The sequence below is a fragment of the Pseudomonas sp. UME65 genome, assembly GCF_014170225.1.
Lineage (GTDB): Bacteria > Pseudomonadota > Gammaproteobacteria > Pseudomonadales > Pseudomonadaceae > Aquipseudomonas > Aquipseudomonas protegens.
Genome location: NZ_LZZQ01000008.1, coordinates 1 through 21903, shown reverse-complemented (window position 1 = coordinate 21903; position 21903 = coordinate 1). Strand labels below are relative to the sequence as shown.

The following is a 21903-nucleotide window of genomic DNA, read 5'->3' as shown; positions in this document are numbered from 1 at the left end:
AGCTGCACCGATGAAGTCTGCCGTACACCCTTGCCCGTTGCCCCATGACTCCAGCATCGCGGCCCTGGCCCCGGGTGCCACCTTCATCGACTGCCGCCGCACCCTGGCCGAGGACCCCGAACGCAGCGCCATGCGTCACCTGCTGTGCCTGATGAGCCAGACCCCGGCCTGGATCGACCGCCTGATGGGCCTGCGCAACCGCGTGGTGCAGCTGTTCGGCCTCAAGGACCTGGGGCGCCTGACCCGCATCGACCTGTCGCGCCCCGACGAGGATTACCAGCCCGGCGACCGGGTGGGTATCTTCACCCTGATTTCCCAGAGCCCCGACGAGGTGCTGGTGGTGGACCGCGACAAGCACCTGGACGTGCACCTGTCGCTCAACCGCCTGCCGCTGGACGCCGAGGGCCGGCGCCCGGTGGTGCTGTCCACCGTGGTCCACCCGCACAACCGCCTGGGGCGCCTGTACATGCTGCCGGTGGCGCCGTTCCACCGGATCATCGCGCCCATGACCCTGGCCACTATCAATAACTGCTGAGCCTTCTATCCCAAGGATCTTGCCGTGCACACACCGGATTTCGATGTTGTAGTCGTAGGCCTGGGCGCCATGGGCGCCGCCACCCTCTATCAACTGGCCAAGCGCGGGGTAAGGGTGGCGGGCATCGACCGCTTCGCCCCGCCCCACGACCTGGGTTCCAGCCACGGCGACACCCGCATCACCCGCCAGGCGGTGGGCGAAGGGGCGGCCTATGTGCCCCTGGCGATCCGTTCGCAGCAGATCTGGCGCGAACTGGAGGCGGAGCTGGATGTGCAGTTGTTCGAGCAATGCGGGGTGCTGGTGATGACCGCCAGCACCGACCCGCAGCGCCCGGCAGAGGCCCGGGACTTCACCGACAACAGCATCGAGCTGGCCCGGCGCTATGGCATCGAGCACCAGGAGCTGGACGCCGCCGAGATCCGCCGGCGCTTCCCGCAGTTCGCCCCGCTGGATGACAGCGCCCGGGGCTACTTCGAACCCGGCGGCGGCTTTGTCCGCCCGGAACGCTGCATCGATGCGCAACTGACCCGGGCCCGGCAACTGGGGGCAACCCTGATCACCGGCCAGACAGTGCTGGAGCTGGACGCCCAGGATGACGGGGTGCACATCATCAGCGACGGCTCGCGGCTGTTTGCCCGACAGGTCATCGTCAGCGCCGGCATGTGGTCGGCGCAGTTGCTGGGGGCGCCCTTCGATTCGCTGTTGCAGGTGTGCCGCCAGCAGCTGTACTGGTTCCGCCTGGATGAGCCCGAGCGCTACCCGGCCCGCTCCCCGAGCTTCATTCTCCACAGCGCCGATGACGTGGACGCCTGCTACGGCTTCCCGCCGATTCCCGGCGAAGGCAGCGTGAAGATCGCCACCGAGCAGTACAGCGCCAGCAGCCAGCCGGACAGCCTCGACCGCCAGCCCAGCAGCGCCGACGCCCAGCGCCTGTTCCACAAACTGATCGCCCCCCATATCGCCGGGCTGGCCCCCGAGTTGGTGAAGGCCAGCGTCTGTGCCTACACCGTGACCCCGGATTCGGGGTTCATCATCGACCGCCACCCGCGCCTGGCCAATGTCACCGTGGTCAGCGCCTGCTCCGGCCATGGCTTCAAGCATTCGGCGGCGATTGGCGAAGCCCTGGCCCAGCAGCACGTGGACGGCTGCAGCGAAATCGACCTGGAAAGTTTTTCTCTGCACCGCTTCAACTGAAGGCAACGGCCCCTTTATCGGGGCCGTGGTGAAAAAAAATCCTCGGGGTGACGTTTTTCGCCGTTTATCTGCCGTTTTCAGCCTTGCTGGTTGGCCGAGTCTCTACGATTCTTTAGAAACCCCTCAGGGCGGCGCATCGCCGCCCCACGTAGAACAACCGGAGCGCCCCATGAAGAGCGTCGCAGAACTGCTGAAACTCAAGGCCAAGCACAACCAGCAAGTGCACACCATCGCCCCGCACCAGATGGTCCTGGAGGCGCTGATGGTGATGGCCGAGAAAAACGTCGGCGCCTTGCCGGTGCTGGAGAATGGCGTGGTGGTCGGGGTCATCAGCGAGCGCGACTACGCGCGCAAGCTGGTGCTCCACGGGCGCTCCTCGGTGGGCACCCCGGTCAGCGCGATCATGAGCTCGCCGGTAATCACCGTGGACTCGCACCAGAGCGTGGACACCTGCATGAACATCATGACCGACAGCCACCTGCGCCACCTGCCGGTGGTGGAAAACGGCCAGTTGCTGGGCCTGCTGTCCATCGGCGACCTGGTCAAGGAAGCAATCGCCGAACAGGCCGACCTGATCCGCCAGCTGGAGCAGTACATCCGCGGCGAATGACCCCATGCTCTGCGCCGCCCTGGCTCACAGGGCGTCACCCGCCGTGAAGAATTGCCGCCCATCGCTCTTGAGCAGATCCAACAGGGCCTGGGCTGCGGGCGACAGGTAGCCTTCGGCGCGTACCAGCACCACGATGCTGCGGCGCATGCAGGTTTGCGCCAGGGGCACTTCCCGCAGGTGGGCGATGCCCTTGAAGTCGTCCAGGGTTTCCCGGGCCAGAAAACTCAGCAGCCCGGTCTTGGCGATCAGCCGCGGCAACAGGGAGATGGTGTTGGTCTCTATCTGCACCGAGGGCAGCGGCAGTTCATGGCTCTGGAACACGTTGTCGATCCAGCGTCGCGCCGACACCCGGGTGCCCGGCAGCACCCAGCGGTAGGCGCACAAGTCGCGCAGGCGCATGGGCGTGGCGAATATCGGGTGGTCGCGGCTGGCCACCACCACCGCCCGGTCTTCGAACAGGGTGTGGTGGCTCAGGTGCGGGTCGCCTTCGAACATCGGGCAGATGACCATGTCCAGGCGCCCGGAGCGCAGGGACTCGCGCAACAGGTCGTCCTGGCCGATCACCAGGTTCAAGGTGATGTCCGGGGCCCGCTCCAGCAAGGTGGCGGTCATCTGCGGCAGCAGGTGTTCGGCCATGCTGGCGGCGCAGCCCAGGCGGATGTTGCCGAGCACGCCGCTGGCGAAGTCCCGCACCTCGCGGTGGGTCTCGGCGATGTTCTGCTGCAGTTGCCGGCTGCGCCGCTGCAGCAACTCACCCACGGCGGTGAGCTTGATGCCGCGGCCTTCACGCTCGAACAGCTTGGTGCCGAAGGACTCCTCCAGGCGCTGGATGCTCTTGGTCAGCGCCGGCTGGCTGCGGTTGAGCTTCTGCGCCGCCCGGCCCAGGTGGCCGAGCTCGGCGATGGTGTCGAAATAGGTCAGGTCGCGCAGGTCCATGATCGATCAACAATAGTTATGAGTTGATCACAATTAGAAACTGGACTTGATCAATCGCGCTATCAATAATTTGCTCCGGCGCAGGTTTTACCGCTCCCGCAACAGGAGTGGCCAGCGTCTTGGAGAGTCGTCCCTTGTCGCCATCGCTTCGTCTATCCCTGAATACCTGGCCCCAGGCGCTGCAATGGCCGGCCTGGCTGTTGCTGGCCGGCATCAGCGGCCAGTTGCTCAAGTACCTGGAGATTCCCGCCGGGCAGTTTCTCGGGCCGATGCTCACGGCGATCCTGTTTGGCGTGTGCGGTGCCAGCATCCGCGTGCCGCGCCTGGCGTTTCGCCTGGGCCAGGGCTCGGTGGGTATGCTCGCCGCCCACTCCATGACCCTCGCCGTGCTCACGGCCATGCTCCAGTCCTGGCACGTGATGCTGGTGGCCACCCTGCTCACCGTCAGCCTCAGCGCCCTGGTGGGCCTGGTGCTGGTGCGCTTCGGCGCGATTGCCGCCAGCACCGCGGCCTGGGGCACGGCGCCCGGTGCGGCCTCGGCCATGGTGTCGATGGCCGACGAGTTCGGCGCCGACTCACGGGTGGTGGCCACCATGCAGTACGTGCGGGTGGTGTGCGTGGTGATGGTCGGGGCCCTGGTCAGCCACTGGATCGGCGCTCCGGCCAGCGGCAGCGAGGCCCACGCCAGCCAGATGGCCCTGCACGGCATGAGCCTGCCGAATGTTGGCCTGAGCATCGTGGCGATCGTCTGCGGTGTGCTCCTGGGTTCGCGGGTGCCTGCCGGGGCCCTGCTGGTGCCGCTGCTGCTGGGCGGCGCGCTGCAGGTCAGCGGGCTGTTGCAGATCAGCCTGCCATCCTGGCTGCTGGCCTGTGCCTACGGCGCCATCGGCGGCTATATCGGCCTGCGCTTCGACCGCCCGACCCTGAGCTATGTGTTCGGCCACTTGCCGGCGATGATCGGCGGCGCCCTGCTGCTGATCGCCCTCTGTGCCCTCTCTGCCTGGGGGCTGGCCCTGTGGATGGGCAAGGACTTTCTCTCAGTCTACCTGGCCACCAGCCCCGGCGGCCTGGACGCCATGGCGATCATCGCGGTGGACACCCATTCGGATGTCGGCCTGGTGCTGGCGATGCAGACCCTGCGCCTGTTCGCGGTGATTGTCAGCGGCGCGTTTTTCGCCCGGCTGATCATCAAGTGGTCGCGATAGGTGCCGGAGCAAGCTCCCCTGCCCCCCCTACAGCGCTTGCCCTTGATTGATCGGCATCAGCACCCAAGGCACATTTTTTTAACAACCTGAAATAGTAAATCCAAGCGGTGTGAAACCTGCCCCTGTTCGCCGCCAGCCTTATAAGCTGGGGCTTTGCACGGTTTCCACAGTCTAGTGAGGGCGATTCGCAAAGCCCGCCCCCAGGTCTTTCCTTGACGATTAAGAAACGTCTTGCCGTCAGCTCTTGTTAAGATCGCGCACATTTGCGTGAAGATTTGATGACAGGCAGGTTATTTGTGAAGTTGATCCGTCGTTGCCTACAACACCCTCTTGCACCCCTGTGCGCCCTGTTCGGCCTGCTGTTGCTGCTGCCCATGGGCGCGCGCCTGGCCCTGGGCTGGTCCAACCCGCTGGGCTATCTGTCGGACCTGGCCAGCGCCAGCCTGCTGACCGTACTCCTATACCGCCGGCCCTGGTGGCTGGCGCTGCCGGTGCTGCTGGTCTGGGCCCTGCTGACCCTGGTCAGCGCCGAGCTGGTAAGCGCCGTGGGGCGCATGCCCAACCTCGCCGACCTGCACTACCTGGTGGACCCGCAGTTTGTCGGCAACTCCACCGGCGGCGGCCTGACCCACCCGGACCTGGGCCTGGCGCTGTTGCTGGGGCTGGTGCTGTGGCTGGTGGTCCAGCGCGCCCACCGCGGAGTGCTCCCCCCGGCACTGCCGCGCCATAGCTGGAGCCTGCCGGCGCTGTTGCTGGTGGCCCACGGCGGCATCCAGTACCTCAAGCCCAGCGAAGCCGACCAGTGGCAACTGTTCAATCTGCCCCACCAGGCCCTGGCCACCGCCACCGGCCAGGCGCAGATGCAGGTGGAAGACTGGCTGCAAGGCGACGTCGCCGATGTCCCACCACCCATGGCCGGGCTCACCCGCCTGGACCTGGAAGGCCAGCCGCTGTTGCCCAGCGCAGGCCGCGCGCGCAACGTGCTGCTGATCACCCTCGAAGGCATTCCCGGTGCCTATATCCGCACCAACCGCGAAGCCCTGAACAGCCGCTACCAGGAAGACCTGATGCCCAAGCTCAGCGCCTGGGCCGAGCGTGGCATGAACACCCCGGACTACGTGCTGCACAGCCACCAGACCATCCGCGGCCTGTACGCCATGCTCTGCGGCGACTACGACAAGCTCGACAACGGCACCCCCAAGGGCGTCGAGATGCTCACCCAGAGCCAGCGCAACCAGGCCTGCCTGCCGGCGCAGATGCACAAGTTCGGCTTCAACACCCACTACCTGCAGGGCGCCGGCCTGCGCTTCATGGCCAAGGACAAGATCATGCCGCACATCGGCTTCGATTCGACCCACGGCCTGGAGTGGTTCAAGAACGACAACTACCTGGAGTTCCCCTGGGGCAAGGACGACAAGGCCTTCTTCGAAGGCGCCCTGGGCTATGTCGACCAGCTGAAGAAGAACAAGAAGCCGTGGATGCTCACCCTGCTGACCGTCGGCACCCACCAGCCCTACTCGGCGCCCGAGGACTACCTGGAGCGCTATGAGACGCCGAAGCAGGCCGCCGTGGGCTACCTGGACGACGCCATCGACCAGTTCCTCACGGGCCTGGAGCGCAAGGGCGTGCTCAAGGACACGCTGGTGATCATTACCTCCGATGAGTCCCACGGCATCGACGGCGTGCGCCTGGCTTCGTCCTGGGGCTTCAACCTGATGCTCGCCCCGGACCAGGACCTGCTGCCCCATCTCAAGTCCGGCACCTACGGCCACGTCGACCTCAGCGCCTCGGTGCTGGACTACTTCGGCCTGCCGGTGCCCGCCAGCCTCAGCGGCCGCTCGCTGTTGCGCGACTATGCCCAGGGCCGGGAAATCATGTCCTACACCAACGGCAAGCTGCGCTACCACGATGGCCAGGGCACCTTCACCGAGTGCGACTTCCAACAGCGCTGCCGCTACTACGCCAGCCCCGGTTTCATCGCCGACAGCGCCAGCCTGCAAGGCCAGTACGGCGGCCTGCGGGCCCGGCAGATCAGCGCGCGTGCGGCGAACCTGGACCGCAGCCTGCTGCAGTCGCCGCTGAACCAGCACTACCAGTTCGGCAGCCCGGCGATCATCCCGCTGCAGGCACAGATCAAGGACGACTGGGCCGACAACCTGATCGGCGCCCAGTACCTGGAAATGCCCAAGGGCTCCCAGACCCGGGTGCGCTTCACCGTGCGCTCCGCCGACCCGCAGCAAAATGCCTACATCCTGCTCAAGGGCAAGGAACTGGAACAGGACGTGCCCCTGGGCCTGCCGGAAGAAATGCTGGTCACACCCGACCAGCCGTTGCAGATGGACTTCAGCTTCGACAACCCGGAAACCCGCAAGGCCTTCTCCTTCCACCTGCTGGGCTATGGCCTGGGGGCAGTGGAAGTCAGCGACTTCAGCGTGATCACCGAGTTGCCGGGGCAGACCGAAAGCGACGACCCCGAAGAAGACAGCAACGCCCACTCCAGCTGACCCCTGCCGCACGCCGAGCCGCCCCGCTTGGGGCGATGCTCGGCGCGCCCTTCTGCATGCCCCGCAAAAATATTTTCCTGTACATGAAACTTTTTTTGTACAGGAAAAGTCGGACCGTTGATGTCATTTAAACATCATTGAGCTATCACGCTGCCTCATCAAGGCACGCCCCTGTGAAGCATTCAGTCAACGGTTTAGGAGCGGTCCTTCCTATGTTTTCCAATCTGAGCATTTCGCAAAAGCTCTATGCCGGTTTCGGCGTCGTCCTGCTGATCCTCCTGCTGCTGGTGCTGGCGGCCCTGCGCGGCTTCGATCAAGTCAGCAGCAGCGTCAAAAGCACCATCCACAGCCATGAAGTGCTGAACCAGTCCGACGCCCTCTTGCGCAGCCTGATCAATATCGAGACCGGCATGCGCGGTTATGCCCTGACCGGCCGCGACAGCTTCCTCGAACCTCTGGAGCAAGGCGAAAAAGCCTTTACCGACTACTACGCCCGGATCAAGAGCAGCACCGCTGACAACCCCGAACAGCAGGCGCGCCTGGAGCGACTCAAGGCCCTTCACGACCAGTGGCTGCAAGACGACGTCCAGGGCAACCTGGCCCTGCGCCGGGCGATCAATGCCGGAAGCCGGCCTGCCGAAGCCATGGCGGCGCAGATCAGCGCCGGCCGCGACAAAGCCAAGATGGACGCCATGCGCCAGCTCACCAGTGAGTTGCGCGAAGCGGAAAAAAGCCTGCAGGACGCCCGCAGCCAGGCCATGGACAACGCCAAGGCTTCGGCCCTGGCGATCCTGCTCGGCGGCGGCATGCTGGCGGCACTGCTGGCCATGCTCGTTGCCTGGTCGCTGTCGAGCAACCTGGTGGGACGCATCCGCCAGTCCGTGGAAGTGGCCGAGGCCATCGCCGCCGGCCACCTGGACAACCGCATCAGCACCCAGGGGCGCGATGAAGTCAGCGAGCTGCAGCAGGCTTTCGCCGCCATGCAGGAGCGCCTGCGGTCGATGATCAGCCAGATCAAGCTGGGAGCCGAGCAACTGGTGAGCGCCTCCCAGAGCATTTCCAGTGCCTCGCTGCAGCTCTCGGCATCGGCCCAGGAACAGTCCCACTCGGCCTCATCCATGGCCGCCACGGTGGAAGAACTGACGGTGAGCATCAACCATGTGGCGGACAACGCCGGGGACGCTCATGCCCTGTCCAGCGAATCCGGGCGCCAGTCCGAGGAAGGCGGCAGCGTGATCCAGGACACCCTGGGCAGCATGCGCCTGATCGCCGAGACCGTGCAGGCTTCGGCCACCCAGATCGGTGAACTGGGCCAGCATGCCGAACAGATCTCCAGCATTGTCAGTGTGATCAAGGGCATTGCCGAGCAGACCAACCTGCTGGCCCTCAATGCGGCCATCGAGGCCGCCCGGGCCGGCGAGCAAGGCCGTGGCTTTGCCGTGGTCGCCGATGAAGTGCGCCTGCTGGCCCAGCGCACGGCCAATTCGACCCAGGAGATCACCGAGATGGTCGACAAGATCCAGCTGGGCACCCGGGAAGCGGTGAGCAGCATGGACGTCGGAGTCAATCAGGTGAAAAGCGGCGTCGAACAGGCCCAGCAGGCCGGCGAGGCCATCGTCAATATCCGCACCTCCTCCGGCAATGTGGTGCGGGTGGTGGACCAGATCTCCCTGGCCCTGCGGGAACAGACCGCCGCCAGCCAGGATGTGGCGCGCAACGTCGAGCGCATTGCCCAGATGTCCCAGCAGAACAGCCAGGCCGTGGAGGAAACCACCGAGACCGCCCGCTCCCTGCAGCAACTGGCGCAAAACCTGGAGCAGCAGGTGAACGTGTTCAGGCTCTAGGGCTGGCCGGCTGAAGGGCTCGGGCACGCACCAGCATCAGGCTCAGCCCCGCCCCCAGCAGCAGGACCGCAATCAGCATCAGCCAGGCGCTGGCAAAACCCGCCGCGCCCTGTTGCACGGTACCGAACAGTACTGGCCCGAGGGCGAACCCGACGAAGAAGCCCGCCGAAAGTAGGCCCGAGGCCGCGGCCGGGCTGCCAAAGGCCGGATCGCGCAGCAGCATGCTCATGGCGATGGCATTGGTGGCCACGGCGGTCAAGCCCATGCCCAGGGCGCCGAACCACAAGGGCCAGTGCGCCTGGGGCATGGCCTGGGCAGTCACCGCCAGGGCCAGGCTGGCCAGGAGCAATAACGTCAGCAGCAGCCAGGATTCCTCGGCCATACGTGCCGCCAATGGCGTCAACAAGGTCCGGGCCAGGATGCCCATGACCCCGAACCCGGCGACCATGGCTCCGGTCTCGCCGACCGCCATCCCTTGGCGAGCCGCGAATACCCCAAGAAAGGTCACGAAGGACGAGAGCACCAGGCCGACACACAACTGCACGCTCAGCAGCAGCGCCAGCCGTGAATTCGGCCGGGGAATCTTCAGGCTCATGGTCTTGCCCGCTGCGCTGCCCGCCGCCACCTTTGGCCCCCACAGGGCCAGCAGCAAGGTCGGCAGGAGCAGGCAGGCCAGGGCCGCGCGCCAACCCAGAGACCCGGCCAGAGGCGGCAGCAACAGGCCGGCGATCAGCGCGGACAGCTGCACCCCAGACTGTTTCAGCCCCACCACCGCGGCCTTGCTACGAGCCTCGACACACTCGGACACCAGCAGATTGGTCACCGGGTTGGCCAGGGCATGGGCCACTCCGCAGATCGCCAGGGCCAGCAGCACCCCGGCAAATCCCGGCAGGCTGACCAGCAGGCCATACCCCGCCAGGGTCGCCCAGAACAGCAAGGCCAGGGCCCGCCGAGTGCCGAGCCGGTTCACCAGCGGCCCCGCCCACAAAGACAGCAATGCCGCCAGGCCAAAAGCGCTCATCACCAGCCAGCCCAGCCAGTGGGGCGCCACCCCAAGATCAGCGATCAGCAAGGGCCCGAGGGTGCCGATGGCGTAGAAGATCAGCATCGGCAGACCCATGGCACACACCAGTACCGTGCGCAGCCAGAGCCCCCGGGGACCGGCGGTTTTCAAGTTCTGCAGGTTCATTGCTTGCTCCTTTGCAGGTGGGGCGCCGCAAGATTGCGAGGCTCGCCCCTGCTTGGGAAACAGCTTACTTTTTAGCGAGAATGCTTATCATGCGTGTTCATATGGGAAACGGATCCATTCCCATGGCAAACGCAGAACATCCATTGCAGGAGCGCGAACATGGCCGTTGCACCCGGTTCTTCCCAGTCCTATCGCTTGCCGTGCCACGCACCACGCGAGCACAGCCAGGCCCCGGGCGGCGGGTCACGCCAGCAGTTGCCCGAGATTCTGGGCGATTGCCATTTCGAGAGCCTGCCCTTGGCTCAGGGCCTGACCCTGGTGCGCTCGCGCTATCACCCCAATCGCCCCTTGATCGAGGAGGCCAGCAGTTGCCACGCAGGCCGCTTACTGGTGATCACCTGCGCCCTGCAAGGTACTTCGGGCTACCTGGATGCCAAGGGTTCGAGCCTGGCGTTTCGCGCCGGACACACCACCGTCACCGCCTTCCAGGCCAGCCGAGGCGAACGCCGTTATGGCGCCAATGAAACGGTGGCGCAACTGCGCCTGCTGGTGGGCGAAGCCCTGCTCCAGCAGTACCTGGGCCCCGCCCGGGCTCACCAGTTGCTGGGCCAGGACGCCTTGCAACTGTTGGCCTGCGGGCCCACTTCCCGGGCCAGTGCCGGCCATCTCAGTGCACTGGCCCAACCCTTGGGCCTGCAGCAGCCACCGACGCTGGAGCTGCATATCCACGCCCTGAGCCTGCTGTCCTTGCAATTGCAGGCCCTGGCACCCGCCCCTGCCGTCCCGGGCCGGCGCCTGAAGGCCGCCGATCTTGAACGGCTGCAGCGGGTGCGCGACCTGATGTTCGAACAGATGCACCAGCCCTTGACCGTGGCCTACCTGTGCGCCGCTGTGGGTCTCAACGAGTTCAAGCTCAAGCAGGGCCTGCGCGAGCACTACCACACCACGCCGCAGCGCATGCTCCTGGAAATCCGCATGGGCCATGCCCACCGCCTGCTGGAAGGCGGGTGTCAGGTGGCCCAGGCGGCGTATCAGGTGGGCTACCGCTTTCCCGGCAACTTCAGCGCGGCCTTTACCCGGTTCTTTGGCAAATCACCCAAGTCGGTGTTCAGCCCCCGGCGCTGAATCTTGGGTAAAACACTGGCGCCACGAGGGCTTTGCGTCTATTTCTGGTAAGCGTCCCTGGCCACTGGAAACGAGCGCAGCCCATGATCGATCGCCCCACTGCCCCTCCGTTCGAACAACTCGCCACCGCCATGCACGACAAGCCTTTCATGGTCCTCACCGGCGCCGGTATCAGCACCCCGTCGGGGATCCCCGACTATCGCGACAGCGAAGGCGTGCGCCGCGGCAAGCAGCCAATGATGTACCAGGAGTTCGTCAGCGAGGCCAACGCCCGTCGCCGCTACTGGGCCCGGGCCATGCTCGGCTGGCCGCGCATTCGCCAGGCCCGGCCGAATGCCGCGCACCAGGCGTTGGCGCAATTGCAGGCCGCAGGCCGGATCGCCGGGGTGATCACTCAGAATGTCGATGCGCTGCACGACGAGGCCGGCAGCCTGGAGGTCATCGAGCTCCACGGCAGCCTGCAGCGGGTCTTGTGCCTGGACTGCGCCCAGCGCAGCCAGCGGGAGGCCATCCAGCAGCAACTGGAGGCGCACAACCCTTACCTGGCCGGCGTTGACGCGGTGCAGGCGCCGGACGGCGACACCCTGCTGGACCCGGCCTTCGAGGAACGCTTCCAGGTGCCCCATTGCCCCTACTGCAATGGCTCGCGATTGAAACCCGATGTGGTGTTCTTCGGCGAGAACGTGGCCGCGGCCACCGCGGCCCGGGCCTTGAGCGCCGTGCACGAAGCCGCAGGCCTGCTGGTGGTGGGTTCGTCGCTGATGGCCTATTCGGCGTTCCGCCTGTGCCGCGCCGTGGCCGAGCAAGGCAAGCCGCTGCTGGCCATCAACTTCGGCAAGACCCGCGCCGACGAGCTGCTGGACCTCAAGCTCGGCGAGCCCTGTGACCTGTTGCTGCCCCAGTTGGCCGAACGTCTGCTGCGTTGAGCCTCAGAGTAGCGCCAGGCGCTGGCCGAGGTTTTCCTCGCGCAGGATGTCGAACAGCGCCTGGGCCGCGGTGGACAGCTCGTCCCCCGGCTTGGTCAGTACACCAATGGCCCGCTCCACCACCGGATCATGCAGGGTCAGGCAGTGCCCGCCCAGCTCGCGCATCTGCTGGGCGCACAACGCCGGCACCGCACTCACCCCCAGGCCGCTGGCGACCATGCGCCCCACGGTCGCCAACTGGTGGCTTTCAAACTCCACCGGCAGTTGCACGCCCCGTGCCCGCAGGTGATCTTCGAGCATCACCCGCACCGTGGACGGCCGCTGCAAGGTGATGAAGGGCTCCTGCAACAGCGCCTGCCAGTCGATCTCGCTGCGCCGGGCCAGGGGCGAATCCCGGGGCACCACGGCGACAAAGCGGTCGATGTACAGCGGGGTGAACACCAGCGAGGTGCTGTCCTGGGGCTCGAACGCCACCCCCAGCTCCACCTCGCGATCACGGACCATCTCCAGCACCTGCTCGTTGACCACATCGTTGACCGTCACGTTGACCTGGGGATAGCGGGCCCGAAAGTGCTTGAGGATCGGCGGCAGCAGGTTGCCGGCAAAGGACGGCATCGCCGCCAGGGTCACCCGGCCTCGCTGCAGGGTGAAACGCTGGCGCAGTTCGTCCTCGGCGTTGTCCCAGTCGGCGATCAGACGCCGCGCCAGGGGCAGCAGGGCCTCGCCTTCCGGGGTCAGGGCCACATTGCGCGTATTGCGCGTGAACAGGCGCCCACCCAGACCTTCCTCCAGCGCCTTGATCGTCAGGCTCAGGGCCGACTGCGACAGGTGCAGCCGTTCGCAGGCCAGGGCAAAGCTCAAACTGTGGGCCACGGCCAGAAATGCCCGTATCTGTTTAACCGTCATCTGCCATTCTCTTGGGTGTATGCCGCCCTGGATTATGCTGCTTTTCCAATCAATCAACCTTAAAAATCAACTTAACAAATCAATCCCGCAGCGCAACACTGGCCCGCAAACGGCTGGCCAGCCGCCAACGAACAAGAAAGAGGAAGGTGCAAATGGCAGGTTTCGACAAGCGCGTGGCGTCCTACGAGGAAGCCCTGGAAGGTCTGCAAGACGGCATGACCGTGATCGCCGGCGGCTTCGGCCTGTGCGGTATCCCCGAAAACCTGATCGCCGAGATCAAGCGCCGCGGTACCCGCGACCTGACCGTGGTGTCCAACAACTGCGGGGTCGACGGTTTCGGCCTGGGCGTGCTCCTGGAAGACCGCCAGATCAGCAAGGTGATCGCTTCCTACGTGGGTGAAAACGCCCTGTTCGAGAAGCAGTTGCTCAGCGGCGAGATCGAAGTGGTACTGACCCCCCAGGGCACCCTGGCGGAAAAAATGCGCGCCGGCGGCGCCGGGATCCCGGCCTTCTTCACCGCCACCGGCGTCGGCACCCCGGTGGCCGACGGCAAGGAGACCCGCGAATTCAAGGGCCGCACCTACCTGATGGAAGAGTCCATCACCGGTGACTTCGCCATCGTCAAGGGCTGGAAGGCCGATCACTTCGGCAACGTGGTCTACCGCCACACCGCACAGAACTTCAACCCCCTGGCGGCCACCGCCGGCAAGATCACCGTGGTCGAAGTGGAAGAAATCGTCGAACCGGGCGAGCTGGACCCGACGCAGATCCACACCCCCGGCATCTACGTCGACCGGGTCATCTGCGGCACCTTCGAGAAGCGCATCGAACAGCGCACCGTGCGCAAGTGATCGCCCTTCCCCAGCCCGACTAAAAGGACAACAAACATGGCTCTTACCCGCGAACAAATGGCTCAGCGCGTCGCCCGCGAACTGCAGGACGGCTTCTACGTCAACCTCGGCATCGGCATCCCGACCCTGGTGGCCAACTACATCCCCGACGGCATGGAAGTCATGCTGCAATCGGAAAACGGCCTCCTGGGCATGGGCGCCTTCCCCACCGAGGACGAAGTCGACGCCGACATGATCAACGCCGGCAAACAGACAGTGACCGCGCGCATCGGCGCCTCGATCTTCTCGTCCGCCGAATCCTTCGCGATGATCCGCGGCGGCCATATCGACCTGACCGTGCTCGGCGCCTTCGAAGTGGACGTGCAGGGCAACATCGCCTCGTGGATGATCCCCGGCAAGCTGGTCAAGGGCATGGGCGGCGCCATGGACCTGGTGGCCGGTGCCGAGAACATCATCGTCACCATGACCCACGCCTCGAAAGACGGCGAATCCAAATTGCTCAGCCGTTGCAGCCTGCCGCTGACCGGCGCCCAGTGCATCAAGCGCGTGCTCACCGACCTTGCGTACCTGGAGATCGAGAACGGCGCCTTCATCCTCAAGGAGCGCGCCCCCGGGGTCAGCGTCGAGGAAATCGTCAGCAAGACCGCCGGCAAGCTGATCGTGCCGGACCACGTGCCTGAAATGCAGTTCGCCTGAGGAGCCCCATCATGCAAGACGTCGTAATCGTTGCCGCCACCCGCACCGCCGTGGGCAGTTTCCAGGGCTCCCTGGCGAACATTCCCGCCGTTGACCTGGGCGCCGCGGTCATCCGCCAATTGCTGGCCCAGACCGGCATCGACCCGGCCCAGGTCGACGAAGTACTCATGGGCCAGGTGCTCACCGCCGGCGCCGGGCAGAACCCCGCCCGCCAGGCCGCGATCAAGGCCGGCCTGCCCCACGCGGTACCCGCCATGACCCTGAACAAGGTCTGCGGCTCCGGCCTCAAGGCCCTGCACCTGGGCGCCCAGGCCATCCGCTGCGGCGATGCCGAGGTGATCATCGCCGGCGGCCAGGAAAACATGAGCCTGTCCAACTACGTGCTGCCCGGCGCCCGCACCGGCCTGCGCATGGGCCACAGCCAGATGGTCGACTCCATGATCAGCGACGGCCTGTGGGATGCCTTCAACGACTACCACATGGGCATCACCGCCGAGAACCTGGTGGAGAAATACGGCATCAGCCGTGAAGCCCAGGACGCCTTCGCCGCCGCTTCCCAACAGAAAGCCGCGGCGGCCATCGAGGCCGGGCGCTTTGTCGACGAGATCACCCCGATCCAGATTCCCCAACGCAAGGGCGAGCCGCTGACCTTCGCCACCGACGAGCAGCCACGCCCCGGCACCACCGCCGAAGCCCTGGCCAAGCTCAAGCCGGCGTTCAAGAAAGACGGCAGCGTCACCGCCGGCAACGCCTCGGCGCTGAACGACGGCGCCGCTGCGGTGATGCTGATGAGCGCCAGCAAGGCCCGGGCCCTGGGCCTGCCGGTGCTGGCAAAAATTGCTGCCTACGCCAACGCCGGCGTCGACCCGGCGATCATGGGCATCGGCCCGGTCTCGGCCACTCGCCGCTGCCTGGACAAGGCCGGCTGGACCCTGGACCAGCTGGACCTGATCGAAGCCAACGAAGCCTTCGCCGCGCAGTCGCTGTCGGTGGCCAAGGAACTGGAATGGGACGCCAGCAAGGTCAACGTCAACGGCGGTGCGATCGCCATCGGCCACCCGATTGGTGCATCGGGCTGCCGGGTGCTGGTGACCCTGCTGCATGAAATGATCAAGCGTGATGCCAAAAAGGGCCTGGCCACCCTGTGCATCGGCGGCGGCCAGGGCGTGGCCCTGGCGATCGAGCGCTAACCTCCGCGCAAACCGCCCTCCTTGTAGGAGCTGGCTTGCCAGCGAAGGCGCCCGTGAGAGCGCTTTCGCCAGCAAGCTGGCTCCTACGGGCAAGGCGTGCGCAGGATGGTCTTTGCCAGCGAGTTTTTCCCGCTATGCCAGGTCCAGCTGTACGCCATCCACGGCACCATCGACCGTCCATTGGCGGGCCCAGTCGCTGTCTTGAACCACACTGCTATGGCCCTGGTAGACGACGCTCAACTGGGCAGCCTGGGCAGCATTGGCATTGCAGATCAGATACAGGTCGGCACTGGCATCCGCTTGCAGGACATAAAGAACCACGTTGCCCTGGGCAGGTATGTTGACGTTGGCCAGGTTGTTGCCCTGGGCGGTATTCCTGATGGCGACTTGCTGCGCAGCGGCGGTGTTGTTGCGTGCGTGAATGGCAATAGGCATTTTATTTGACTCCAGAACTGGTCAGGGGATTGAGTCGCTACGGTCCGGGCCTGCACCTGAGGCTTGTCACAAGATCAGCCGACCGCAGGGCTATCCTCGGTAACTGTCTGCCGCCATACGAGAGGGACATGTTTCCCTGAAGCGCCAACGCACCCTCTTCACCAACAAGCTGAACATTGGGCCACGCCCCCATCAGCCTGAGCGATTCACCCCTTGCCCTCCCTGCACTATCCGCCCGACCTGCTCTTGCAGTGCCTTGGCCTGGGTGCGCAGGGCTTCACTGAAACCCTCGACAAAACTCGACGAGGGCCGGTAATCCGGGCGGATCAGCATCACCCGATAGGGCACCGACAGCTGCAACGGTCGGATCGCCAGACCGCGCCCGGCCTCTTCCATGGCACTCAAGGGGTTGATGATCGCCACCCCGAGCCGCTGGCGCACCATGGCGCACACCGAAGCTGCGTTGGTGGTTTCCACCACTATCCGGCGATCCACCCCGGCCTGGCGAAAATGCTCATCCAGGGTCTGGCGGTAGATATCCAGGCCCGAGAGGTTGATGAAGTCCTGGCCGCGAAAATCCGCAAGCGCCAGCCGTGGCCTGGCCAGCAGCGGATGGTCGTCCGCGAGGATGCAGACCATGTCGGCGCAGAACAGCAGTTCGCCCTGGGTGCCCCGGGGCAGGTGCTCGCTTTCGGTCAGGCCCAGGTCATGGCGCTGGGCACTGAGGGCCTCTTCCAACAGCGGCGATTCCTGGGCGGTGATGCTCAGGCCGATGCCCGGGTGCTGCGCCTGGAACTGCTTGCACACCGGCGGCAGCAGGGTCTGGGAGAACAGCGGCAGGCAGCTCAGGCTCAACTGGCCGTGCTCGAAACGGCGGATCGACTGGGCCACGCTGTTGATCCGCTCCAGCCCCACATAGGCCCGCTCGACTTCCTCCAGCAACAGCAGGGCCTGGGCCGTGGGCAGCAGGCGCCCGCCTTCACGATCGAACAGGCGCAAGCCGGAAAGCGTTTCCAGCCGGGCCAGCTCGCGACTCACGGTGGGCTGCGAAGTAAACAGCAGGCGCGCGGCGCCGGTGACGCTGCCGGCCTGCATGATGGCGCGGAACACTTCGATGTGCCGCAGGGAGATGTCCATGGCGGGAAACTCGCTTAATCAACCAGCCCATATCAAATATGAATATCTTGGCAAAGAATAGATATTTTCTTGAATAGCCGCCAACGGGCATGCTGCCTCCATTCCCACTGATCACAGATTGCATTCGCCATGGCCATTCCATTTTCCCCCGCTCAACTTGTCGCCGCCGCCCGCCAGTACGGCACTCCACTGTGGTGCTATGACGCCGCCACCATCCAGGCGCGCATCGCCCAGTTGCAGGCGTTCGACGTGGTGCGCTACGCCCAGAAGGCCTCGTCCAACCTGCACCTGCTGCGCCTGATCCGCGAGGCTGGGGTACGGGTCGATGCGGTGTCCCTGGGGGAAATCGAACGCGCCCTGCTGGCCGGCTTCAGCCCGGTGGATGCCGGCATCGTCTTCACCTGCGACCTGTTCGACGAGGCCACCCTGGCCCGGGTGGTGGAACTGCAGGTGGAAGTCAACGCCGGCTCCATCGACATGCTCCGCCAGTTGGGGGAGAAATCCCCGGGGCACCGGGTCTGGCTGCGGATCAACCCGGGCTTCGGCCACGGCCACAGCCGCAAGACCAACACCGGTGGCGAAAACAGCAAGCACGGCATCTGGCACGACCAGATGAGCGAAGCCCTGGCGGTGATCCGCCAGCATGGCCTGCACCTGGTGGGCCTGCACATGCACATCGGCTCCGGGGTCGACTACGACCACCTGGAACAGGTGGGCGCAGCCATGGTGGCGGCGGTGAAATCCCTGGACCACGACCTCGAGGCCTTCTCCATCGGCGGCGGCCTGTCCACCCCCTACCGCGAGGGCGACACCCCGGTGGACGTGCAGCGTTACGCCAATGCCTGGAAAGTGGCGCGCCAGGAGATCGAGGCCTACCTGGGCCACGGCGTGCGCATGGAGATCGAACCGGGGCGCTTCCTGGTGGCCGAGGCCGGCTGCCTGGTCAGCGAAGTGCGGGTGGTGAAGACCGCCGGCCAGCATCACTTCGTGCTGGTGGACACCGGGTTCAACGACCTGATGCGCCCGGCCATGTACGGCGCCTACCACGGCATGAGCCTGCTGGACGCCGCCGGCCACCCGGTGGAGCGCCCGCAACAGCTGACCGTGGTCGGCGGCCCGCTGTGCGAGTCCGGCGACATCTTCACCCAGGACGACGAATGCCTGACCCCGCGCCCCCTGCCCCAGGCCCGGGTCGGCGACCTGCTGGTACTGCACGACACCGGCGCCTATGGCGCCAGCATGTCCTCCAACTACAACAGCCGCCCGCTGCTGCCGGAGGTGCTGTTCGAGAACGGCCAGCCGAAACTGATCCGCCGCCGCCAGCCACTGGCGGACCTGCTGGCGCTGGAACTGGGGCTGTAAGCCGCCCCTGGGTACTGACCGGCAAAGGGACACAGGGCACCCAGGCCCTGTGTTCGCCCAACCGCGTGTTCGAGGCGCCCCCCTGCCCTGGCAGCACTGAAAGTGCTTGTCCAGCCCGTTCCGTGGACAACGCTCCCCCCTTGAACTAAGAGTTAGGAGCCAGGAGTTCCTGGGCAAGGGAGAGCGCCATGTGCGAAGCAGACAAGGGCAAGAAAGAGCCTGGCAAGAGCGAGGGCGGCAGCGGGCTCACCTCGATCCTCAACCTCATTCCCAGCGTCTATTACGATCTGATTGCGCGGATCTGCCCGGGCATGGCGTTCTGGATCGTCCTGGCCTTCAAGTACCCCCACGAACAGCTGCAAACCCCCGATATTCTCGGCGGCGCCCTGTTGTTCGTGTTGATCATCCTCAGCTACGTGTCCGGTATCGTCTTCACCGGCTTCGCCCCGCTCTGGGACTGGCTATCCATCGCTACGCTGAACCGCTGCAGGTTCCTGGCGGCGCTGGTAGGCCTGGCAGATGCCCCGGCATCCTCCAGCTTCGCCAGGTGGAAGGCGGTGACCAGGCAACTGGATGAAGTCATCCAGGCAGATGACGGCGCCGGCAAGACCCTGGTCAAGGCGATGGCGGAGGTCAGCCTCTGCCAAAACCTGTTGACCGGCTGTATCGCCCTGGCCCTGATCGAAATCGGCTTCAGCGCCTGTGGGGCGCTGTCCATGGCCCAGCATCCCGGGTTCAACGGCTTTAGCGTCCTGGCCCTGCTCGTGGCGATGTACATGCGCCAGATGATGTTTCTCGGGCGGGTGAGCCATCTGCACCAACTCCATGTGACAGGCCACTAGAGCAGGTGCACCCGGGCCAGCCCCGCTACCAGGGCATCAGTTGCAGCCGCTCCGTCTGGTCGTTGACGCTATCGTCCTGCTTGCGGGTCACCAGGGGCTCGCCGTCGGTGCCGTAGAACTGCACCTGCATTTCGGCGGTGTCGGGGTGCAGGTCCAGACGGGCGAAGTTGTCGGCCTGGGTAAAGGCCCAGGTGCGGTAGTCCATGGTGCCCGGGACATTTTTCAGGGCAAAGCTGTCCGGGGTCTGGGGGGCGCGCGAGTCATGCACGTAGCCGGCAGGGTCGCCGTCGGCAAAGGGGAACGGCCAATAGAAGGCTGACGAGGTGACCGCATAAGCCTTGATGCCCTGGGCTCCGCCACTGAACTGCAACCGGGAAATGTTCGAGCAATGAATGTCGCCGGACAGGAACACCACGTTCTGCACCTGGTACAGGGCGATGGTTTCCAGCACGGTGCTGCGGGTGCTGGGAAACGCCGACCAGGAGTCGCTCTGGTTCTTGCGCCGCTCGTAGCGCGGGCCCTCGCCCGCGGTATCCACGCCATTGGGTACAAAGACGCTGGACGTCACCACGAACTTGGGGGTGTTGCCCCGGTCCTCCTGCATATGCCGCAACCAGGCGCACAAGCGATCCAACTGGCCGGGTTCGGCCGGGTGCAGTGAGGGTCGGCCCAGCAGGTGGTTGTCCTGCAGGGCGCCGGGCACATCATCGACAAAGCGCTGGGTACGGGTATCCAGCACGAAGAACGGGTAGTTGGAACAGGAAAAGTCGTAGAACAGCTGCTTGACCGAACGGTGCTTGAGGTACTGATCGTTGCCGGACATCGCACGGTTCTGCACATGGCTGTCCTCGAAGCGCGGCCCATGGCTCCACTGGTAGCTCATGTAGGCGCCCATCGCCCAGTTGAACAGGGTGCGCTTGCTACCGTTCTTGTCGATGCGGTCCTGCGTTCAGTTGTCCTCGATCTCGTGGTCGTCGAGGATCATGTAGGTGGGTTTGTGCGCCAGCAGACGACTGATGAAGGGCGAGCCGGCGTCCTCGGACAGCCGGTTGCGCCCGGCGCTGAGCAAGGCCAGCAGCATCAGCAGCGCCGCCACGCCAAAGGTCCAGTGCATGCCACGGGACACTGCCTCGACGCCGGCCTGCGGCCCCGAGCCCCAGGCGAACAGTGCGCCCATGGCCGCCGCGCCACTGATCAGCCCGAGGTTGCGCGACAGGCTCAGCAACCCCGCCGTCAGCCCGCGCTGCTGCGGCGCCACATCACGCATCACCAGGCTGTTGTTGGCCGCCTGGAACAGCGCGTAGCTGGCGGTGGCCAGGGCCAGCGGCAGCAGGTAGCCTGCCAGCCCCAGGCTCCGGGGCAGCAGCGCCAGCAGGCCCAGGCCGCCACACAACCCCAGCAGGCCGAGCCGGGACAGCGGCCGGGCACCATAACGGTCCACCAGACGCCCGGCGGGGGCGCCGCACAGGGTCGCCACCAGCGGCCCCAGGGACAGGCTCAGGCCCACTGCCAGGCTCCCGAGCCCCAGCCCCCGGGCCAGGTAGAACGGCCCCACCACCAGGGTGGTCATGATCACCGTCGACACCAGCAGGCTCAGCCACAGGCTGCTGCGCAGTTGTGGCCGGCGCAGCAGGGCCGGCTGGAACAGCGGCGCGGCGGCCCGGCGCTCGACACGCACCAAGAGCGCGACCCCGACCACGCTGGCCACCAGCAGGCCCAGGTTCAACGGCGCCAGCAAGTTGTGCCCCAGGGTCAGGGCCAGGGCATAGGCGCCCAGGCTCAAGGCCAGCAGCAGGCTGCCCGGCACATCGAAGGCACTGGCCGACGCCACAGGCCGGTCCGGCGGCAGGCAACGCCAGGCCAGTAACAGCGCCACCAACCCCAGGGGCACATTGACCAGGAACATCCAGCGCCAGCCGACGCTGGCCAGTATCAGGCCGCCGAGGGCCGGGCCCAGGGTGGTGCCCAGGGCCGACATACTGCCCAGCCAGCCCATCGCGGCCCCGGTGCGGGCCTTGGGCAGCGCGTCACCCACCAGGGCCATGCTCAGGGCCAGCATTACCGCCGCCCCCAGGCCTTGCAGCGTGCGGGCCGCCAGCAGCCAGCCCAGGCCAGGGGCCAGGCCGCAGCACAGCGAGGCCAAGGTGAACAGGGCTATCCCCGCCAGCAGCGCCCGGCGCCGGCCCCACTGGTCCCCCAGGCGCCCGGCGCTGGCGATCAGGGTGGTAATGGCCAGCAGGTAGGCCAGGACAATCCATTGCACCTGCTGGAACGACGCCTCAAGGGTCTGGGCCAGGCTCGGCAGCGCGGCATTGGCGATGCTGGTGTCCAGGGACGGCATCAGCATCGCCAGCGACAGGCTGGCCAGGGCCCAGCGCGCACGGGGCGCAAGGGCTTCCTGGGGGGCGGCTTGGGG

General features: G+C 65.9%; 20 protein-coding genes. 13 read left to right on the top strand and 7 right to left on the bottom strand.

Going from position 1 to position 21903, the window contains the following annotated elements; genetic code table 11:
• Window positions 1-10: 10 nt before the first annotated feature.
• The 3 genes from A9971_RS07380 (at window position 11) to A9971_RS07370 (ending at window position 2339) form a co-directional block, all read left to right on the top strand.
• On the top strand, window positions 11-535 hold the full coding sequence (locus tag A9971_RS07380; protein WP_011060632.1) for a DUF2867 domain-containing protein: 525 nt from the start codon (window positions 11-13) through the stop codon (window positions 533-535).
• A gap of 24 nt (window positions 536-559) precedes the next feature.
• Window positions 560-1729: an N-methyl-L-tryptophan oxidase gene (solA, locus tag A9971_RS07375; RefSeq protein ID WP_125063136.1), complete on the top strand. Its 1170-nt coding sequence runs from the start codon at window positions 560-562 to the stop codon at window positions 1727-1729.
• A gap of 169 nt (window positions 1730-1898) precedes the next feature.
• Window positions 1899-2339, top strand: a complete 441-nt coding sequence (locus tag A9971_RS07370; RefSeq protein WP_011060630.1) for a CBS domain-containing protein — start codon at window positions 1899-1901, stop codon at window positions 2337-2339.
• Between the two features lie 24 nt (window positions 2340-2363).
• On the opposite strand, the gene A9971_RS07365 is transcribed toward A9971_RS07370, so the two are convergent.
• Entirely contained in the window at window positions 2364-3275 is a 912-nt protein-coding gene (locus A9971_RS07365; protein WP_011060629.1) for a LysR family transcriptional regulator, read from the bottom strand.
• 134 nt (window positions 3276-3409) lie between these two features.
• On the opposite strand from A9971_RS07365, the gene A9971_RS07360 reads away from it, so the two are divergent.
• The 3 genes from A9971_RS07360 to A9971_RS07350 all read left to right on the top strand — a co-directional run bounded on the left by A9971_RS07360 (window position 3410) and on the right by A9971_RS07350 (window position 8828).
• Window positions 3410-4480, top strand: a complete 1071-nt coding sequence (locus tag A9971_RS07360; RefSeq protein ID WP_041752151.1) for an AbrB family transcriptional regulator — start codon at window positions 3410-3412, stop codon at window positions 4478-4480.
• Between the two features lie 278 nt (window positions 4481-4758).
• Window positions 4759-6984, top strand: a complete 2226-nt coding sequence (locus tag A9971_RS07355; protein ID WP_123473154.1) for an LTA synthase family protein — start codon at window positions 4759-4761, stop codon at window positions 6982-6984.
• A 212-nt stretch (window positions 6985-7196) separates the two neighbouring features.
• Window positions 7197-8828: a methyl-accepting chemotaxis protein gene (locus tag A9971_RS07350; RefSeq protein WP_183000406.1), complete on the top strand. Its 1632-nt coding sequence runs from the start codon at window positions 7197-7199 to the stop codon at window positions 8826-8828.
• On the opposite strand, the gene A9971_RS07345 is transcribed toward A9971_RS07350, so the two are convergent.
• The gene (locus A9971_RS07345; RefSeq protein WP_183000405.1) at window positions 8818-10017 is read right to left on the bottom strand and encodes a CynX/NimT family MFS transporter; all 1200 of its coding nucleotides are present in this window, start codon (window positions 10015-10017) and stop codon (window positions 8818-8820) included. The genes A9971_RS07350 and A9971_RS07345 overlap by 11 nt on opposite strands.
• Before the next feature lie 159 nt (window positions 10018-10176).
• Here A9971_RS07345 and A9971_RS07340 point away from each other — a divergent pair, with 159 nt between their 5' ends.
• Both A9971_RS07340 and A9971_RS07335 read left to right on the top strand, forming a co-directional pair.
• Complete coding sequence (locus A9971_RS07340; protein WP_183000404.1) at window positions 10177-11142, top strand: AraC family transcriptional regulator; 966 nt, start codon at window positions 10177-10179, stop codon at window positions 11140-11142.
• An 83-nt stretch (window positions 11143-11225) separates the two neighbouring features.
• On the top strand, window positions 11226-12068 hold the full coding sequence (locus tag A9971_RS07335; RefSeq protein WP_183000403.1) for an NAD-dependent protein deacetylase: 843 nt from the start codon (window positions 11226-11228) through the stop codon (window positions 12066-12068).
• Between the two features lie 3 nt (window positions 12069-12071).
• Here A9971_RS07335 and A9971_RS07330 read toward each other — a convergent pair whose 3' ends face one another.
• Window positions 12072-12974 (bottom strand): LysR family transcriptional regulator, encoded by a 903-nt coding sequence (locus A9971_RS07330; RefSeq protein ID WP_015635104.1) that lies wholly within the window; start codon window positions 12972-12974, stop codon window positions 12072-12074.
• Window positions 12975-13126: 152 nt separating this feature from the next.
• Between A9971_RS07330 and A9971_RS07325 the strand changes: the two genes are divergently transcribed.
• The 3 genes from A9971_RS07325 to A9971_RS07315 are packed head-to-tail and all read left to right on the top strand — an operon-like array spanning window position 13127 to window position 15711.
• A complete protein-coding gene (locus tag A9971_RS07325; protein WP_011060621.1) occupies window positions 13127-13825 on the top strand; it encodes a CoA transferase subunit A in 699 nt (232 codons plus the stop codon).
• Between the two features lie 36 nt (window positions 13826-13861).
• On the top strand, window positions 13862-14521 hold the full coding sequence (locus tag A9971_RS07320; RefSeq protein WP_011060620.1) for a CoA transferase subunit B: 660 nt from the start codon (window positions 13862-13864) through the stop codon (window positions 14519-14521).
• Window positions 14522-14532: 11 nt separating this feature from the next.
• Window positions 14533-15711 carry an acetyl-CoA C-acetyltransferase gene (locus A9971_RS07315; protein WP_077935048.1) on the top strand — a complete coding sequence of 393 codons (1179 nt, stop codon included), beginning with the start codon at window positions 14533-14535 and terminating at the stop codon, window positions 15709-15711.
• A gap of 132 nt (window positions 15712-15843) precedes the next feature.
• On the opposite strand, the gene A9971_RS07310 is transcribed toward A9971_RS07315, so the two are convergent.
• The gene (locus tag A9971_RS07310; RefSeq protein ID WP_015635102.1) at window positions 15844-16146 is read right to left on the bottom strand and encodes a hypothetical protein; all 303 of its coding nucleotides are present in this window, start codon (window positions 16144-16146) and stop codon (window positions 15844-15846) included.
• Window positions 16147-16338: 192 nt separating this feature from the next.
• Window positions 16339-17283: a LysR family transcriptional regulator gene (locus tag A9971_RS07305; RefSeq protein ID WP_015635101.1), complete on the bottom strand. Its 945-nt coding sequence runs from the start codon at window positions 17281-17283 to the stop codon at window positions 16339-16341.
• A 129-nt stretch (window positions 17284-17412) separates the two neighbouring features.
• On the opposite strand from A9971_RS07305, the gene lysA reads away from it, so the two are divergent.
• Both lysA and A9971_RS07295 read left to right on the top strand, forming a co-directional pair.
• The gene (gene lysA / locus A9971_RS07300; RefSeq protein WP_011060616.1) at window positions 17413-18645 is read left to right on the top strand and encodes a diaminopimelate decarboxylase; all 1233 of its coding nucleotides are present in this window, start codon (window positions 17413-17415) and stop codon (window positions 18643-18645) included.
• Between the two features lie 188 nt (window positions 18646-18833).
• On the top strand, window positions 18834-19487 hold the full coding sequence (locus A9971_RS07295) for a hypothetical protein (RefSeq protein ID WP_183000402.1): 654 nt from the start codon (window positions 18834-18836) through the stop codon (window positions 19485-19487).
• A 25-nt stretch (window positions 19488-19512) separates the two neighbouring features.
• Here the strand turns inward: A9971_RS07295 and A9971_RS32775 are convergent, their stop codons facing one another.
• Window positions 19513-20370: an alkaline phosphatase D family protein gene (locus A9971_RS32775; RefSeq protein ID WP_220802912.1), complete on the bottom strand. Its 858-nt coding sequence runs from the start codon at window positions 20368-20370 to the stop codon at window positions 19513-19515.
• A gap of 66 nt (window positions 20371-20436) precedes the next feature.
• Window positions 20437-21903 (bottom strand): MFS transporter (locus A9971_RS07285; RefSeq protein WP_183001968.1); only part of this gene is annotated, 1467 nt, incomplete at its 5' end.